This window comes from Roseovarius sp. SK2 (genome assembly GCF_028807495.1).
In the GTDB taxonomy this organism is placed as follows: domain Bacteria; phylum Pseudomonadota; class Alphaproteobacteria; order Rhodobacterales; family Rhodobacteraceae; genus Roseovarius; species Roseovarius confluentis.
Window position 1 is genome coordinate 357,020 of sequence record NZ_JARAMK010000002.1, and the last position, 17,310, is coordinate 374,329.

Genomic DNA, 17,310 nt, shown 5'->3' on the forward strand with positions numbered 1-17,310 from the left:
CGGCACCGGCAGGTTTCACACCAGCAGGCGCGCCTTGACGCGCGCGACAAGAATGGGGTGAGCCATGTGGACCAAGATTCTCGATGTGTTCGTGACACATCTGTTCCGGAAGGGTGATTTCAGCCTGACCTACCCCGACGGCACCACGCGCCGTTACGGGAACGGTGGCACGCCCTCCGCTGCGATCACGCTCCACGATCCGGCGCTGCCACGCAAGATCATCATGGCCCCCGAACTGGCCGTGGGCGAGGCTTACATGGACGGCACGCTGACCATAGTCGACGACGACCTGCGCAGCTTTCTAACGCTCGCCGTGTCCAACATGGCGGCCCAGGGCAAGCCGTGGTTCCACCGCCCGCTCGACATCTACCGACAGCTCAGTCGTTACATCAATCAATTCAACCCCGCCAAGCGGGCACGCGCCAACGTGGCCCATCACTATGACCTCTCGGGCGAACTTTACGACCTCTTCCTGGACGAAGACCGGCAATATTCCTGCGCCTATTTCGCCCGCCCCGACATGACGTTGGAACAGGCGCAGGCGGCCAAGAAACGTCACATCGCGGACAAGCTTCTGCTGAAGCCGGGGATGCGCGTACTGGATATCGGTTGCGGCTGGGGCGGCATGGCCCTCACCCTCGCCCGCGACTACGGCGCAGAGGTGGTGGGCGTGACCCTGTCCAAGGAACAGCACGCGCTGGCCAGCCGCCGCGCCGCAGAGGCGGGCCTGTCCGACAAGGTGAAATTCCACCTGATGGATTATCGCTCCGTCACCGGCACCTTCGACCGCATCGTGTCGGTCGGCATGTTCGAACATGTCGGCGTGCCGCATTACCGCGAGTATTTCCGCACCGTGCACGACCTTCTGGCCGAGGATGGCGTCGCCCTCATCCACACCATCGGCCAAACCGACGAGCCCGGCGCGACCAACCCGTGGATCCTGAAATACATTTTCCCCGGCGGTTATTGCCCGTCCCTCTCCGAGGCGACCCGCGCCATCGAGGTGAACGCGTTGCACACCTGCGATATCGAGGTCTGGCGCCTGCATTACGCCGAGACCCTGCGCCACTGGTACGACCGTTTCATGGCCAATATCGACCGCGTCCGCGAGCTTTATGACGATCGGTTCTGCCGCATGTGGCGCTACTACCTCATCGCGTGCGAGGCCACGTTCCGCCACAACAGCCAGGTGGTGTTCCAGTTCCAGCTCTCGCGCCAGCAGGACGCCGTGCCGCTCACGCGCGACTATCTCTACAGCGAAGACGCCGCCAAAGAGCTGCGCCACGCCGCAGAATAGACCTCAGACCAGCCGCGCCGGGATCAACCCGCGCAGCGCGTTGCCCACGTAAAGCGACCGCGCCCCGGCAAGGTCGTCCGGCGTCAGCACCGCCTCCCGCGCGCGGCCCTCCGCGATCAGGCTTGCGCGCAGCACACCGGGCAGTACGCCCGAACTCAGCGATGGCGTCTCAAATCCGTCTCCACGGTCGACAAAAATATTGGTGATCGTTCCCTCGCAAACCGCGCCATCGGAGTTGAGAAAGATCACCTCCTCCACCCCCTCGGGCAAATCGGCCCGCGTCCGGTCATACAGGTGACGCTCAGTGCTCTTGACCGTCAGCCACGGATCGGTCGCGATCAACCGCGTCTCGGATACCGCCAGCCGCCAGGCGCGGCCCTCGGGTTCGGGCGTGAAATCATGCAGCGTGATTTCCACCTGCCCGCCCGCATCCACCGTCAGGCGCATCCGCCGTGGCCGGTCCGCCTCGACCGCCGCAAGCGCCGCATCCAACGCCTCGATCTCGATGCCCAGCCTTGCCGCGCTCGTCCGCAGCCGCTCCAGATGAAAATCGGCCAGCCGCAGACCTTCGCCGGGCGTCCACAACCCGGTCTCGATCAGGCGAAATCCGTGATCAGCCGGCGGGCGAAGCGGGCTTTCCATAGGGCTTCCTCGTATTCCGACGCGGCGGTGCTGTCATAGACCACGCCGCCACCCACGTTCAGCGTCGCACGTCCGTGCTCCACAAGCAAACTGCGGATCGCCACGTTGAACTCCGACCGCCCGTCCGGCGCGGCCCAGCCGATGGTGCCGCAATAGACATTGCGCGCGCCGTCCTCCAGCCCCGCCAGAATCTCCATGGCCCGCATCTTGGGCGCCCCGGTGATGGACCCGCAGGGAAACAGCGCCCGGAATACCCCCGACAGTGTCGTCCCTTCCAGCATCCGCCCCCGAATCAGCGAGGTCATCTGGTGCACCGTCGTCAGGCTTTCCACCGTGAACAGTTCCGGCACATTCACGCTGCCAATCTCGCAGATCCGGCCCAAGTCGTTGCGCAACAGGTCCACGATCATCAGGTTCTCGGCCCGGTTCTTTTCATCTTCCATCAGGAACCGGCAACGCCGCGCATCCTCGTCCGCATCGTCGCTGCGCGGCTGGGTGCCTTTCATCGGTTTGGTCTCGATCCCGCCCGCCCCATCGGTGCGGAAAAACAGCTCGGGCGAACGTGACAGGATCGCGGGCAGCCCCTCGGCTTCGATCAGCGCGCCGAACCGCACCGGCTGCACAGCGGCCAGCGCGGCGTAAATCTCACCCGGCGCGCCCACCGCCTCCATCATGCAGGCGAATGTCAGGTTCGCCTGGTAAAAGTCGCCCGCGCAGATATGCGCGTGCACCGCGTCGAACGCCTGCTTGTACCGCGCTTCCGACCACAGCGGTACGAAATGGTCCAGCCGCCCGGCAGGCTCCGGCAACGGCGCCGCCGCCCCCGGTCGCTCATACACGCCGAACTGCACCAGCGGCACGCGCCGCCGCCCCGGCATCAGCGGTGCCAGCTTCGGCTCCAGCGCATAGCCCAGCTCGTAGCTGGCGAATCCCGCCAGCCACAGGCCCGCGTCCCGCGCCGAGTCCATCGCCTCCAATGCCACGGACACGTCCTCCGCCTCCCACGCCGAGATCACCTCGACCGGGCGCTCGAACGCGCATTCGCTACCCTCGGGGCCATGATCGAAACGGATTCGCACCAGACGTCCTCTCTCTTTGGCTGGTTATCTATGCAATTGCGGCCCCGAGTGCACTGCGAAATACGTCGCATCGCGTGCAAACACCGATGCCCCTTGCGCTGTCCCGCGTAATGAATATAAGGCCAACAATTTGCGCCGCACCGGGGGATCACATGCCGAAAAGAACCGATATCAAATCCATCATGATCATCGGTGCCGGCCCCATCATCATCGGGCAGGCCTGCGAGTTCGACTATTCCGGCGCACAGGCCTGCAAGGCCCTGCGCGAGGAAGGCTACCGGGTCATCCTCGTCAACTCCAACCCCGCCACGATCATGACCGATCCGGGCCTGGCCGACGCCACCTATATCGAACCCATCACCCCCGAAGTGGTCGCCCGCATCATCGAAAAGGAACGCCCCGACGCGCTCCTGCCCACGATGGGCGGCCAGACCGGGCTCAACACCGCGCTCGCCGTGGCCGACATGGGCGTGCTGGAAAAATTCGGCGTCGAGTTGATCGGCGCCAACCGCGAAGCCATCGAAATGGCCGAGGACCGCAAGCTCTTCCGCGAGGCGATGGACCGTCTGGGTATTGAAAACCCCAAGGCCACCATCGCCGAAACGATGGAAGAGTGCATGGCGGCGCTCGAACATGTGGGCCTGCCCGCCATCATCCGCCCCGCCTACACGCTGGGCGGCACCGGCGGCGGCGTGGCCTACAACCGCGCGGATTACGAGCATTACTGCAAATCCGGCCTCGACGCCTCTCCGGTCAGCCAGATCCTGATCGACGAGTCGCTGCTGGGCTGGAAGGAATACGAGATGGAGGTCGTCCGCGACCGCGCCGACAACGCCATCATCGTCTGCTCCATTGAAAACGTCGATCCGATGGGCGTGCACACGGGCGATTCCATCACCGTCGCGCCCGCGCTCACGCTGACCGACAAGGAATACCAGATCATGCGCAACGGCTCCATCGCCGTCCTGCGCGAGATCGGGGTCGAAACCGGCGGCTCCAACGTGCAATGGGCCATCAACCCCGAAGACGGCCGCATGGTCGTGATCGAGATGAACCCGCGCGTGTCCCGCTCCTCGGCGCTGGCTTCCAAGGCCACCGGTTTCCCCATCGCCAAGATCGCGGCCAAGCTCGCCGTCGGCTACACGCTGGATGAGCTGGACAACGACATCACCAAGGTCACGCCCGCCAGCTTCGAGCCGACCATCGACTATGTCGTCACCAAGATCCCGAAATTTGCCTTCGAGAAATTCCCCGGCTCGCAGCCCTACCTGACCACCGCGATGAAATCCGTGGGCGAGGCCATGGCCATCGGCCGCACCATCCACGAATCCCTGCAAAAGGCGCTGGCGTCGATGGAATCCGGCCTGACGGGCTTCGACGAGATCGAAATCGACGGAGCCCCGGAAAAAACCGCCGTCATCAAGGCGATCAGCCAGCAGACCCCGGACCGGATGCGCACCATCGCCCAGGCCATGCGCCACGGTCTGACCGATGACGAGATCTTCGCCGCTACCAAGTTCGACCCGTGGTTCCTCGCCCGCATCCGCGAAATCGTCGAGGCCGAGGATGCCGTGCGGCAGGACGGTCTGCCCACCGACGAAAAGGGCCTGCGCCGGCTCAAGATGATGGGCTTCACCGACGCCCGCCTCGCCAAGCTCACGGGCTTTACCGAGGCCGACGTGCGCCGCGCCCGCCACGCGCAAGGCGTCGTCGCCGTGTTCAAGCGCATCGACACCTGCGCCGCCGAGTTCGAGGCCCAGACGCCCTACATGTACTCCACCTACGAGGCCCCGATGATGGGCGAGGTGGAATGCGAAGCACGGCCCTCAGACCGCAAGAAGGTCGTCATCCTCGGCGGCGGTCCCAACCGCATCGGCCAGGGGATCGAGTTCGACTATTGCTGCTGTCACGCCTGTTTCGCGCTCACCGACGCGGGCTACGAGACGATCATGGTCAACTGCAACCCCGAGACCGTCTCGACCGACTACGACACCTCCGACCGGCTCTATTTCGAACCGCTCACCTTCGAGCACGTCATGGAAATCCTGCGCGTCGAGCAGGACAACGGCACGCTGCACGGCGTCATCGTCCAGTTCGGCGGTCAGACGCCCCTGAAACTGGCCAACGACCTCGAGGCCGAGGGCATCCCGATCCTCGGCACCACGCCCGACGCCATCGACTTGGCCGAGGACCGCGAGCGGTTCCAGGCGCTTGTGAACCAGCTAAACCTCAAGCAGCCCAAGAACGGTATCGCCCATTCCGACGCCGAGGCGCTTGCCATCGCCGAGGAAATCGGCTTCCCGCTGGTCATCCGCCCTTCCTACGTGCTGGGCGGCCGCGCCATGGAAATCGTCCGCGACATGGGCCAGCTGGAACGCTACATCAACGAGGCCGTCATCGTCTCGGGCGACAGCCCCGTACTGCTCGACGGCTACCTCTCGGGCGCCATCGAATGCGATGTCGACGCGCTGTCGGACGGTGAAAACGTCCACGTCGCCGGCATCCTGCAACATATCGAAGAGGCCGGCGTGCATTCCGGCGATAGCGCCTGCTGCCTTCCGCCCCACACCCTGCCCCGGCCCATCATCGACGAGATCGACGCCCAGACCCGCGCGCTCGCCAAGGCCCTCAACGTGGTCGGTCTGATGAACGTGCAATTCGCCGTCCAGGGCGACGATATCTACCTGATCGAGGTGAACCCCCGCGCCAGCCGCACCGTGCCCTTCGTCGCCAAGGCCACGGACTCGGCCATCGCCTCCATCGCCGCACGCCTCATGGCTGGCGAGCCGCTCTCGGCCTTCCCCCATCGCGGGGCCTACCCGTCGGACACCAAGCCGGGCACCCTGCCCATGGCCGACCAGATGACGCTCGCCGACCCCGCGATGCCGTGGTTCTCCGTCAAGGAGGCGGTGATGCCCTTCGCCCGCTTCCCCGGCGTCGACACGATCCTCGGCCCCGAAATGCGCTCGACGGGCGAGGTCATGGGCTGGGACGTCAGTTTCCCCCGCGCCTTCCTCAAGGCCCAGATGGGCGCCGGCGTCGAATTCCCCGAAGGCGGCAAGGTCTTCTTCTCGATCAAGGACGATGACAAGACGCCCCAACTGGTGGAAACCGCGCAGATCCTTGTCGATCTGGGCTTCGCCATCGTCGCCACCCGCGGCACCGCCGCCTTCCTCGAAGGCCACGACATCGCCTGCGAGGTCGTCAACAAGGTCTACGAGGGCCGCCCCGACGTGGTCGACATGCTCAAGGATGGGCAGATCAGCCTTGTCATGAACACAACCGAGGGCATACAAGCCGTCGAAGACAGCCGCGAGATTCGCTCGGTTGCGCTTTACGACAAGATCCCCTATTACACGACTGCCGCCGCCGCTCATGCCGCCGCACTGGCCATGAAGGCCCGGCAGGAAGGTGATCTTGTGGTATTGCCGCTACAGGGCACCGCCTGACCGCAAATGCCTTGCGCGGAGCCTACCCGCGCAACGGTCTGAAATTATTATAATTTTTCAGAACCTCCGCAGCCATGTCCTGCGGCCAGATCGGCTATGCAAAATTTTCATAGAATCCGAGACGAATAAGGATTGCGCCGTCATAATTTTTGACTAGGTGGATGGTACGGACGCACGAAAGCGTTCGCTATGAAACGACCGCCAGCCAAAGGAGGCCATCATGACCCGCGATGAATTGAACCGGGAACTTCGTATGCATAGTGCCACCTGGCAGTCGGTGGTTCTCGTGTACGGTATCCTCGTCGGTACGCTGATCCTGTCGGCCTCGGCCATCATCAGCTAACCCGACACCCCGGCGCCCGCGCCACACCAGAACATCTCGACCAATCCCTTCGGCGTTGAACGTAAGACTCGTTTAACGTCTTTGGCGTCTCTGAAAAGGATACCCGCCATGAACCGTGACCAACTGATCCGCGAATTGCAGGCGCACAGCGCAACGTGGCAAGCCGTCGTGATCGTCTATGCCCTGATCGTCGGCGCGATGATCCTGTCGGGCATGGCCATCACCGGCTAACCCCGCAAGCGAATGTTACAAAAGAAAACGGCGCCCCATCAGGGCGCCGTTTTTTGTTCCTGACACACAGTCTCAGACCTGCGTGCCCTCGACCTTGTCGTCGTCCGGGTCGATCTTGGCGGAGGCCGCGTCGCCGATATTGTCGACGCCGCGCTCTTCCAAGAGCGTCGTCAGCCAGTTCGGATCCATCTCCGGCACCGAGCTCAGCAACAGGTCGGTATAGGGGTGGTGCGGTGGCGTGAACATGTCGTCCTTCGGCCCCTGTTCCACCACCTGCCCGTTCTGCATCACCACCACCTCGTCGGCGATGGACCGTACCGTGGCAAGGTCGTGCGTGATGAACATGTAGGCCAGGTTCAGCTCGTTCTGCAGCCGGTCCAGCAGCCGCAAAATCCCTTCCGCCACCAGCTGGTCCAGCGCCGAGGTCACCTCGTCGCAGACGATGAACGTCGGCTCTGCCGCCAGCGCCCGGGCGATCCCGATCCGCTGTTTCTGACCGCCAGACAATTCGGGCGGATACCGGTTGTAGTATTTCGACGGCTCCAGCTCGATCAGGTCCAGCAGCTCGTCCACCCGCGTCTTCAGCGCCGTGCCTTTCAGACCCGAATAGAACTGCGCCGGCCGCCCGATGATCTCCGAGATCTGCACCTTGGGGTTCAGCGCGGTATCGGCCATCTGGTAGATCATCTGGCACTGCCGCAGCTGGTCCTTCGAGCGGTCCTTGTAACTCGCCGGGAACGGCTCGCCCTTGAACAGCACCTCGCCCTTGCTGGGCGGCAACAGCCCGGTGATCACCCGCGCGGTCGTTGACTTGCCCGACCCGGATTCGCCCACTACGGCCACCGTCATCCCCTCGTAGATGTCGAACGACACGTCATCGAGGATCTTCGGCCCGTTCGAATAGGACGCATCCACGTTCTTGACCGAAATCAGCGGCGGCGTGCCATCCGTAGGACGATGCTTCTGCGGGCTGGTGAAACTGCGCACGGCCCAGAGCGACTTGGTGTAATCCTCCTGCGGATTTTCCAGCATCTGGTCGGTCGGCGCTTCCTCGACCTCCTCGCCTTTCAGCAGCACCTTGATCGTGTCGGCCATCTGCGCCACCACGGCCAGATCGTGCGTGATGTAGATCGCCGCGGTGTTGAACTGGTCCACGATATCGCGGATCGCCGCCAGCACCTCGATCTGGGTGGTCACGTCCAGCGCCGTCGTCGGCTCGTCAAAGATGATCAGGTCAGGCCGGCACGACATGGCCATCGCCGTCATCGCCCGCTGCAACTGGCCCCCCGACACCTGATGCGGATACCGAAACCCGATCTCGCCCGGATTGGGCAGGCGCAATCGTTCATACAGCTCGATCGCGTCCTCCTGCGCCTCCAGCCGCTTCTTGATGCGGTACTGCACGGGGGCTTCGGTGTGCTGGTCGATCAGCTTGTGCGCCGGGTTGAAAGACGCCGCCGCCGACTGCGCCACATAAGCGATGCGCGACCCGCGCAGCGCCCGTTTCTCGGCCTCCGACGACGTGGTCAGCTCGATCCCGTCGAATTCGATCGACGAGCCCTCCACGATCCGCGTGCCGTCCCGGGCATAGCCCATCGCGGCCGCGCCGATGGTGGATTTGCCCGCGCCGGATTCCCCGATCAGGCCCATCACCTCGCCGCGGTGCAGGGTCAGGTCGACACCCTTGATGATGTCGACCCAGGTTTCGTCCGAGTAGCCCTGGATCTTCAGGTCCCGGATTTTCAGAAGGACATCTGTTTTTTTCAAGCCCATGTCGTTTTACTCCTTCAAGCCCGAGGACCGGTGCAGCATCCAGTCCACCACGAAATTGACCGCCACGGTCAAAAGCGCGATGGACGCGGCCGGAATAAGCGGCGTGATCTCACCGAATGAAATCAGCGTCGCGTTCTCCCGCACCATCGACCCCCAGTCCGCCGTAGGCGGCTGGATGCCAAGCCCAAGGAAACTGAGCCCCGCGATCAGCAGGAACACGAAGCAGAATTCCAGCCCGAACTCCGCCACCAGCGGCGCGGTCGAGTTGGGCAGGATCTCCCGCCGGATCAGGTACCAGTTCTTTTCGCCGCGCAGCTTGGCGGCCTCGATATAGTCCATCACCACCACGTTGCCCGCGACCGCCCGCGTCAGGCGGAAGACCCGCGGCGAGTAGATGATCGCGACCACCAGGATCAGGATGATCTCGGAGGCGTCGAACAGCGACGTGCCCGCCAGCGCAAAGGCAAAGGCGACACCGGCGACAATCGCGGCGCCGACCACCCAGCTGAGCGCCGAATACGCCGCCGCCATGAGGAACAGCGCCCCCACGACCACGGCAAATCCGAACAGCAGCCAGAAGCTGGTCGAAGGCGCGGCCAGCGACCCGCCGAAGATCGACAGCATCAGCAGGGCAAAGATCAGCGACGGGATCGACATGATCACGTCCGCGATCCGGCCCATCGTGCCGTCAAAGAATCCACCTTTCGTGGCCGCCAACAGGCCCGCCATCGCGCCCAGGATGAACGCAAGCACCGTGCCGCACAGCGCCAGCGCCACGGTGTTCCGCGCACCATAGATGATGCGGCTGAACATGTCCCGGCCCAGCTGGTCGGCGCCAAGCAGCATGTTGTTGTCCGGCGGCGCGAAGGCCTGGCTGATGATCTCGGCCTCGCCATGCGGCGCGATGGCCGGGGCGAAGATGCCCATGATCGCCACGACGAAGATCACGAACATGCCGAAGGCCGCGGTCAGCGGCGCGGTGCGCAACTCCTTGGCCATCTCGTCGCTCGCCAGCGCCGTCAGGAACTCGCGGAACGCATAGGACATCATGCCCGCCCCCAGCAGCAGTCCCGCGGCAATCGCCACGAAGCGCAGCGCCGGAATGCCCCCGATGATCGCAAGGATCAGCGACACCAGCGTCAGCGAGAACAGCAACAGGAAAGCCGAGCGTTGGTTGTAATAAGCCGCCCCGCATGACAGCAGAAGCAACAGGGCGAAGTAGAGGATTACAAATACCATGGTCCGCCCTCGTTATTTCGGGTGCCGCAGGCGCGGGTTGGTGAGGATCGCACCAACGTCGGCTGCAAGGTTGAGAAGAATGAAGGTCGCCGCGAAGATCAGGCAGCAGGCCTGCACTACCGGGAAGTCGCGTTTGGAAACCGCGTCCACCAGCGCCTGGCCGATGCCCGGATAGACGAACACCACTTCCACCAGCACCACGCCGGTGATCAGGTAGGCAAGGTTCAGCGCGACCACGTTGATGATCGGCGCCCAGGCGTTGGGCAGCGCGTGTTTCACGATCACCCTCCAGGGCGGTGCGCCCTTCAGGCGCGCCATCTCGATATAGGGGCTGGCCAGCAGGTTGATGATCGCCGCGCGGGTCATCCGCATCATGTGCGCCATGACCACCAGCACCAGCGTCAGCGCCGGCAGGAAGGTGCGCTCCAGCAGATCGAGGAAACTCATCCCCTCGCTCAGGCTCGCGATGGCCGGGAACATGCCCCACTTCACCGCGAAATACAGGATCAGGATGTAGCCCAGGAAGAATTCCGGCGACGAGATGAACGACAATGAGACCACGTTGGCCACCCGGTCGAAGATCGAGTTGCGCAACAGCGCCACGATCACCCCGAGGATGATCGACACCGGCACCGCGATCACGGCCGCGTAGGCCGCCAGGAACAGCGTGTTCATGAACCGCTCGCCGATGATCTCGGTCACTCGAGCGTCGGTCACGATAGAGCTGCCGAAATCCAGGGTGACGGCCTGGCCGAGCCACTCGAGATATCTGACGATCGCGGGCTGGTCGAGGCCCATTTCCCTGCGCAGCGCCGCAAGGTTCTCCGGCGTCGCCGACTGTCCCAGCACCGCCTGCGCGATGTCCCCGGGAAGCAGCTCGACCATGAAGAAAATAATCAACGAGATCACCAAAAGGATGATCAATCCGAGACCAAGACGCTTGCCGACAAGCGTTAAGATGTCTCCCATATGTCCCTCCTGCTGTTGGGCGTCCGCCTTGCCCGTCCATGGGCCGCATCCGCACAGCTTATTTTGTTATGACGGTGTGACGTGCCCCATGCGCTATTGCTGCGCTTTGTCGGCCGTCCCGTCGGCCCGGACGGGGCGGTGTCCCGCCCCCTCCAAAAGTTTGCCCCGGCACCTTGGTGCCGGGGCAAAACCTCTTATACGTCTGCGAACCACCAGCGGCTGCAGGCGCGCGCGCCGTCCATCTGCCAGCTGGGTGCAAGGTTCTCACCATGCTGCACGTTCTTGCGACGCGCGTAGACGAAGTTCGGGAAGAACGGGATGACGGTACCGCCATCGTCCTTCGCCAGGATCGCCATCTCGCGGTACATCTCGGCACGCAGTTCGTCATCCAGCTCGGCCTTGGCTTGCAGCAGCAGTTCGTTGAACCGCTCGTTCTGCCACCGGCTCTCGTTCCAGGCCGCGTCGTCCTTGTAAGCCAGCGAGTACATCACGTCCGGCGTCGGGCGTGCGCCCCACTGCACCGCGCACCACGGCTTTTTCAGCCACACGTCGGAATAGTAGCCGTCGTTCGGCTCGCGGTTGACGTTGATGGTGATGCCAGCGGCCTTGGCGTGCTCGGCGTAAAGAACACACATGTCCACCGCGCCCGAGAAGACCGAGTCGGCCACGCTCAGGTTCACCGTCAGGTCCTCGGCGCCGGCTTTCTTCAGCAGCGATTTCGCCTGGTCGGGATCATATTCACGCTGCTCGATGCCTTCCGGGAAGTACGGCATCGCCGGCGAATGGTGGAAATCGTTCGCCTTGGTGGCCGCGCCGAAGGTGATCTTCTCGATCAGCTCGTCCCGGTTCATCGACAGCTTCAGCGCGTTGCGCACGTCCACATTGTCGAACGGTGCCGTGTCGCACAGCATCGGCATGGTGATGGCCGCCGCCGACGGCACGTCGTCGATTTCGATGTTGGGGTCGCGCTGCAGCAGCGCCAGCGTCTTCAACTCCAGCTGCGTCACCGCGTCCACATCGCCCGTCACCAGCGCCGTCTGGCGCGCGTTCGGGTCGTTCAGGACGATCAGCTGCAGGTCGTCGAAATACGCGCCTTCCAAGTGCCAACCCTCGTGGCGGGTCAGGCTGTAGCGCACGCCGAACTCGGCCTCTTCCATTTTGTAGGGGCCACAGCCGTCACCCGACTGCCAGTTTGCCGTGCCGTCCTCGTTGGCCGGAACGATCGCCAGGTGATAGTCGGTCATCAGCCACGGCAGGTCGGCGTTGCCGGTGCCCAGCACGAAGGTCACCGAGTTGTCGCCGTTGTCCGTGATGTCCTGCACGTCCGACAACAGCGCTTTCGCGGCCGATGTCGTGTCGTCGCCCCGGTGGTGGTTCATCGACGCGATGACGTCCTTCGCGGTCACCTTGTTGCCGCTGTGGAACGTCGCGTTCTCGTTGATCTTGAAGGTCCATTCCTTCGCGTCCGGGCTCGCGCTCCATTCGCTGGCCACGTCCGGCCCGAGCGAGCCATCGGGCTCGATCAGCGTCAGGTAGGACCGGTAGGTATGCGCCACCTGGATCATCGAGAAGGTGACGTAGGTGCCGGGATCATGCGAATCCGACGTATTGCCATCGTGCATCCCGAGGCGGAACGTACCGCCCTTTGCCGGCTGTGCCTTAGCGGCGCCGGTCCACAAACCGGTCGCGGCCGTGGTCGTCAGGCCCGCCGCGGCGGCGTAGTGCATGAACGACCGGCGCGAGATCTTCCCTTCGCGGGCCGCGTCTGCCAGTCGATCCAGCAGAATTTGATCCTTGATATCAGTCATGACGTCTCCCTATGACTATTCTGTTCCCAGGCCATCTTTCGCGGCCCTTCGAAGCAGCTTTGCGTCGTTTCCCCTGAACGGGCGGCTCATTTACGACATGATGTTACCAAAACACGAAAAAAATGTCGCTTCCAGCCTTCATATGACGCATCACAATTTTTTTTCGCACGTTCAAAACACTAGCCAGCACTGTTGAACCGCTTGCAATCAAGGCGTTTTCACGCCCCGGCAAGGGACAATCACCGACTGTTCAAAAAACGACATATCCGCGCACCAGCAACAATCCCCGCGTGGGAATCGTCTAGTCTCGATCGCCATCCTTGCGTGCCCGCAGCCTGGCGAAATAGGCCACCCGCTTGCCCAGCTCCCGCTCGAACCCGCGCTCGACCGGCTTGTACAGCTCGGGCCGTTCCATCGTGTCGGGAAAGTAATTCTGCCCCGAAAACGCGTCCTCGGCATCGTGGTCATAGGCATAGCCCGACCCGTAGCCCTGCTCCTTCATCAGCGAGGTGGGCGCATTCAGGATATGCTTGGGCGGCGGCTCGCTACCGGTTTTCTTGGCGGCGCGCATTGCCGCCTTGTAGGCCACGTAGGCCGCGTTCGACTTCGGCGCCAGCGCCAGGTACGTCACCGCCTGCGCCAGCGCCAACTCGCCTTCCGGGCTGCCCAGCCGCTCGTAGGTCTCCCACGATTGCAGGCAAACCGCCTGAGCCTGCGGATCGGCGAGGCCAATATCTTCTACCGCCATCCGCGTGATCCGCCGCGCCAGGTATCGCGGGTCCTCTCCCCCGTCCAGCATCCGCGCAAACCAGTAGAGGGCGGCATCCGGGTCCGACCCGCGCACCGATTTGTGCAGCGCCGAAATCAGGTTGTAATGCGCGTCGCCGGACTTGTCGTACTGCGCCGCCCGCTTCATCAGCCGCGCGGTCAGGGCATTGGTGTCCAGCTTGGTGTCGGTCTTCCACGCCGCCACCTGCTCGATCAGATTTAGCAGCGCGCGCCCATCCCCGTCCGCCATCTCCAACAGCGACTCCCGCGCAGCTCCGTCCAGCGGCAGCGCCCGGTCCAGCTCCTTCTCGGCCCGCTGCGCCAGCCGCTCCAGTTCCGCCAGGGTCAGCCGCTCCAACACCAGCACCTGCGACCGGCTCAGAAGGGCCGCGTTCAGCTCGAAACTCGGGTTCTCCGTGGTGGCCCCCACCAGCAGGATCGTCCCATCCTCCATATGCGGCAGAAACCCGTCCTGCTGCGCCTTGTTGAAGCGGTGGATTTCGTCCACGAACAACAGTGTCCCCTGCCCGTTCGTCCGCCGGTGCTTTGCCGCGTCGAACACCTTGCGCAGCTCCGGCACGCCGGAAAAAATCGCACTGATCTGCACGAAATGCAGGTCCGTCTCATCCGCCAGCAGTCGCGCGATGGTGGTCTTGCCCACCCCCGGTGGACCCCAGAACACCAGCGACGTAAGGCTGCCCGAGGCCAGCATCACGCCCAGCGGCCCATCCGGCCCGATCACCTTCTCCTGCCCGATCACCTCGGCCAGCGCCTTGGGCCGCAGCCGGTCCGCCAGCGGGCGCGGTGCGCTGTCATGCGCCTTGTCGGCCCCAGCCTCCGGTTTTGCTTCGGGGCCGCTATCGAAAAGATCCCCCATGGCTACAGCCTGAACCGCAGCGTGCTGCGCTGCGTGCCCCGCTGCACGTCCAGGCGCAGCCACCGTCCGCTCGCCTCCAGCAGCGGCTCGACCATGCCGGGGGCCTCGACATCCACGCCATTGATCCCGCGCAGGATGTCCCCCGGCCGCAGCCCGGCCCGCTGCCCCGCGCGCCCCGGCTCCAGCACAACGACCCCCTCCGCCATCAGTGGCAGGCCCAGTTCTACGATGACGGCCGGGTTGATGTTGCCGACCGTCATCCCCGGGATGACGCTTTGCGCCCCGGTCTCCGTCACCTCCCGTGGCGGCTCTTCCGGTGCAGGCCCCAGCCGCAGGACCACATCCTCCGCAGCGCCGTCCCGCACGCGCGTCACCCGCGTCTCGCCGCCGATCCCGGCCACCGACATTCGGTAAATCATCTCCGGCGCCGCGTTCACCGCCTGCCCGTCCACTGCCGTGATCACATCGCCCGCCTGGAACCCGGCCGCGGCAAACGGGCTCGCGGGATGCAACTGCGAAATGATGATGCCGCCCGGCACATTCAGGCCCATCCCCTCGGCCATGTCCGCCGTCACCGGCTGGCCGCTGATCCCGGCCCAGGGCCGTTCGAACGCGGTGTTTCCCGCCTCTGCCTGCGCCACGAATTGCGCCACCAGCGCGGCAGGGATGGCAAAGCCGATCCCGTTCGACCCGCCCGACCGGCTCAGGATCCGCGTGTTGATCCCCACCAGCCGGCCACGAATATCCACCAGCGCCCCACCCGAATTGCCGGGGTTGATCGGCGCGTCGGTCTGGATGAAATACCCCCGCGCATTGCCGGTGGCCGCGCCTGATCGCGCCAGCCCCGACACGATCCCGCTGGTCACCGTCTGGCCCACGCCAAAGGGGTTGCCGATCGCCAGCACCAGTTCACCCACCTCGACCGTGTCACTGTCGCGCAACTCCAGCGCCGGCATGTCCGCCGTGCCCTCCAGCTTCAGGATCGCCAGGTCGCTTTCCTCGTCCGAGAGCAGCACCCGCGCCTCGAATTCCCGCCGGTCGTTCAGCACCACGCGAATGTCCGTCGCCATCCCCACCACGTGGTAATTCGACACCACGATCCCGTCCGCGCTCAGGATCACCCCCGACCCCAGCGAGTTTTCCACCCGCTGCCTTGGCCCGCCGAAATCGCGAAAGAATTCCTCGAAGAACGGATCGCCCCGGAACGGGCTCGACCGCGTGTTCACCACCCGCCGCGCATAGATGTTCACCACCGCCGGCGCGGCCGCCTTGACCACGGGCACAAAGCCCATGCTGATCTCGCCCTGGCTCTCGGGCACGCGCATCTCCGCCCCCGCCGGCACCGCCAGCGTCACGGACAGAACAAGGGCATATATCCATCTCACCATGTCCCGTGATATGCGCCCCCAGCGCCTTTGATGCAAGCACCCACGCCCCGCCCTTCATCGTTCCCGAAATACTCCGGGGTGCGCGAGGGGCTGGCCCCTCGCTCCCGCCCCCGACACCCGCACCGCCCGATGGAACCCCCCGCCCCACAAGGCGTTTTCCTGACAGGAGGTACCACCATGGCAGAGAGATACAGATCCAAGGACGGCAAAAGCGAAACCGAAGAGTTCGTCGAAGACGTCCCCACCCCCGACCAGCAAGGCCGCGCCGACGGCAATCTGGAACGCAAGGTCGGCACGCGCGACTCGCTCAAACGCGCGACCAATGACAACGCCGGCGCAACCCGCGTCACCAAGGAAGACGAAAAGGGCGAAGGCAATCTCGGCGGCCACCACGGCACCGGCAAGGAGAAACGCGATGACTGAACTCAAGCAAGGGACCTGGGTCGTTGTGACCGACAGCGAAAAGGCGCTTTTCCTGCGCAACCTCACCGACCACCAGGATCCCAACCTCGAGGTCATGGATACCGAGGAGCAGGAAAATCCCTCGGATATCGAGCAATCGGCCAACCGCCCCGGCCGGATGCAGGACACCGGGGTCGGGCAGTTGTCCGCGATGGACGACACCGACTGGCACGAGCTGCAAAAGGAACGCTTCGCCGCCGACCTGTCCGATCTGCTCTACCAGGCCGCGCACAAGGGTGAATACGACCGCCTGATCCTCGTCGCCGCGCCCAAGGTGCTGGGCCACCTGCGCGACGACATGCACAAGGAGGTCACGGCGAAAGTGGTCAGCGAGATCCCCAAGAACCTCGCGGGGCATCCCGTCGACGAGATCGAAAAGCTGGTCAAGAAAGAGCTCGAAGGCGCCTGATCGCCCGCGCCCCGGAACGAAAAACGCCGCCGGATATTTCCGGCGGCGTTTCTGTTTCCAGACGAGATGAACGGGGCTTACGCCTCGCCGCCCATGTCCTCGGTGGCGACGCGGGCCTTGTCGGCGGCCCCCTTGGCGTCGCGGTCGCGCTCGACGAATTCGATGATAGCCATCGGCGCCATGTCACCGTAACGGAAACCCGCCTTCAAAACGCGGACGTACCCGCCCTGGCGCTCCTTGTAGCGCGGGCCCAGCACGTCGAACAGCTTGGCGACATGCATGTCCTGCTTCAGTTGGGCGGCGGCCTGGCGGCGGGCGTGGACGTCCCCGCGCTTGCCCAGCGTGACCAGCTTCTCGACGACCCGCTTCAGCTCCTTGGCTTTCGGCAGGGTGGTCTTGATCTGTTCGTGTTCAATCAGCGAGCCGGCCATGTTCGCCCACAGCGCCTTGCGGTGCTCGTGGGTGCGGTTCAGGCGGCGATAGCCTCGTGCGTGACGCATGTTTCTTACTCCGTTTGTTGCCCTCTACGGGCGGTTTTGCTTTGTCCGGCCGGCGATGCGTGTCACCGGCTCTCCT

At 64.3% G+C, this 17,310-nt stretch carries 15 protein-coding genes; 6 read left to right on the forward strand and 9 right to left on the reverse strand.

Annotated elements, in window-relative coordinates:
* Positions 1 to 64 precede the first annotated feature (64 nt).
* Positions 65 to 1,297 (forward strand): SAM-dependent methyltransferase, encoded by a 1,233-nt coding sequence (locus PVV74_RS05945; RefSeq protein ID WP_274592580.1) that lies wholly within the window; start codon positions 65 to 67, stop codon positions 1,295 to 1,297.
* A 3-nt stretch (positions 1,298 to 1,300) separates the two neighbouring features.
* On the opposite strand, the gene PVV74_RS05950 is transcribed toward PVV74_RS05945, so the two are convergent.
* Together PVV74_RS05950 and PVV74_RS05955 are read right to left on the reverse strand one after the other, a co-directional pair.
* Positions 1,301 to 1,939, reverse strand: coding sequence for an aminotransferase class IV family protein (locus PVV74_RS05950; RefSeq protein WP_274592581.1), 639 nt, complete (start codon positions 1,937 to 1,939; stop codon positions 1,301 to 1,303).
* Complete coding sequence (locus tag PVV74_RS05955) at positions 1,894 to 3,018, reverse strand: aminodeoxychorismate synthase component I (protein ID WP_274592582.1); 1,125 nt, start codon at positions 3,016 to 3,018, stop codon at positions 1,894 to 1,896. The genes PVV74_RS05950 and PVV74_RS05955 overlap by 46 nt, the downstream gene beginning before the upstream one ends.
* Positions 3,019 to 3,170: 152 nt before the next feature.
* On the opposite strand from PVV74_RS05955, the gene carB reads away from it, so the two are divergent.
* The 3 genes from carB to PVV74_RS05970 all read left to right on the forward strand — a co-directional run bounded on the left by carB (position 3,171) and on the right by PVV74_RS05970 (position 7,041).
* Positions 3,171 to 6,467, forward strand: coding sequence for a carbamoyl-phosphate synthase large subunit (gene carB, locus PVV74_RS05960; RefSeq protein WP_103762171.1), 3,297 nt, complete (start codon positions 3,171 to 3,173; stop codon positions 6,465 to 6,467).
* A gap of 220 nt (positions 6,468 to 6,687) precedes the next feature.
* The gene (locus PVV74_RS05965) at positions 6,688 to 6,810 is read left to right on the forward strand and encodes a hypothetical protein (protein WP_274592583.1); all 123 of its coding nucleotides are present in this window, start codon (positions 6,688 to 6,690) and stop codon (positions 6,808 to 6,810) included.
* Between the two features lie 108 nt (positions 6,811 to 6,918).
* Positions 6,919 to 7,041 carry a hypothetical protein gene (locus PVV74_RS05970; RefSeq protein ID WP_261391616.1) on the forward strand — a complete coding sequence of 41 codons (123 nt, stop codon included), beginning with the start codon at positions 6,919 to 6,921 and terminating at the stop codon, positions 7,039 to 7,041.
* Positions 7,042 to 7,113: 72 nt separating this feature from the next.
* Here PVV74_RS05970 and PVV74_RS05975 read toward each other — a convergent pair whose 3' ends face one another.
* The 6 genes from PVV74_RS05975 to PVV74_RS06000 all read right to left on the reverse strand — a co-directional run bounded on the left by PVV74_RS05975 (position 7,114) and on the right by PVV74_RS06000 (position 15,863).
* On the reverse strand, positions 7,114 to 8,814 hold the full coding sequence (locus tag PVV74_RS05975; RefSeq protein ID WP_103762170.1) for an ABC transporter ATP-binding protein: 1,701 nt from the start codon (positions 8,812 to 8,814) through the stop codon (positions 7,114 to 7,116).
* A 6-nt stretch (positions 8,815 to 8,820) separates the two neighbouring features.
* Positions 8,821 to 10,053, reverse strand: coding sequence for an ABC transporter permease (locus tag PVV74_RS05980; RefSeq protein ID WP_274592584.1), 1,233 nt, complete (start codon positions 10,051 to 10,053; stop codon positions 8,821 to 8,823).
* A 12-nt stretch (positions 10,054 to 10,065) separates the two neighbouring features.
* Positions 10,066 to 11,022: an ABC transporter permease gene (locus PVV74_RS05985; RefSeq protein WP_103762168.1), complete on the reverse strand. Its 957-nt coding sequence runs from the start codon at positions 11,020 to 11,022 to the stop codon at positions 10,066 to 10,068.
* 194 nt (positions 11,023 to 11,216) lie between these two features.
* Positions 11,217 to 12,830 (reverse strand): ABC transporter substrate-binding protein, encoded by a 1,614-nt coding sequence (locus PVV74_RS05990; protein ID WP_103762167.1) that lies wholly within the window; start codon positions 12,828 to 12,830, stop codon positions 11,217 to 11,219.
* 301 nt (positions 12,831 to 13,131) lie between these two features.
* Positions 13,132 to 14,475 carry a replication-associated recombination protein A gene (locus PVV74_RS05995; protein WP_274592585.1) on the reverse strand — a complete coding sequence of 448 codons (1,344 nt, stop codon included), beginning with the start codon at positions 14,473 to 14,475 and terminating at the stop codon, positions 13,132 to 13,134.
* A gap of 2 nt (positions 14,476 to 14,477) precedes the next feature.
* On the reverse strand, positions 14,478 to 15,863 hold the full coding sequence (locus PVV74_RS06000; RefSeq protein ID WP_274592586.1) for a trypsin-like peptidase domain-containing protein: 1,386 nt from the start codon (positions 15,861 to 15,863) through the stop codon (positions 14,478 to 14,480).
* A gap of 177 nt (positions 15,864 to 16,040) precedes the next feature.
* Between PVV74_RS06000 and PVV74_RS06005 the strand changes: the two genes are divergently transcribed.
* Both PVV74_RS06005 and PVV74_RS06010 read left to right on the forward strand, forming a co-directional pair.
* Positions 16,041 to 16,286, forward strand: coding sequence for a hypothetical protein (locus tag PVV74_RS06005; protein WP_274592587.1), 246 nt, complete (start codon positions 16,041 to 16,043; stop codon positions 16,284 to 16,286).
* Positions 16,279 to 16,734, forward strand: a complete 456-nt coding sequence (locus tag PVV74_RS06010) for a host attachment family protein (RefSeq protein ID WP_103762163.1) — start codon at positions 16,279 to 16,281, stop codon at positions 16,732 to 16,734. Before PVV74_RS06005 ends, PVV74_RS06010 begins: the two co-directional genes overlap by 8 nt.
* A gap of 77 nt (positions 16,735 to 16,811) precedes the next feature.
* Here the strand turns inward: PVV74_RS06010 and rplQ are convergent, their stop codons facing one another.
* Positions 16,812 to 17,234 (reverse strand): 50S ribosomal protein L17, encoded by a 423-nt coding sequence (gene rplQ, locus PVV74_RS06015; RefSeq protein ID WP_103762162.1) that lies wholly within the window; start codon positions 17,232 to 17,234, stop codon positions 16,812 to 16,814.
* Positions 17,235 to 17,310 lie beyond the last annotated feature (76 nt).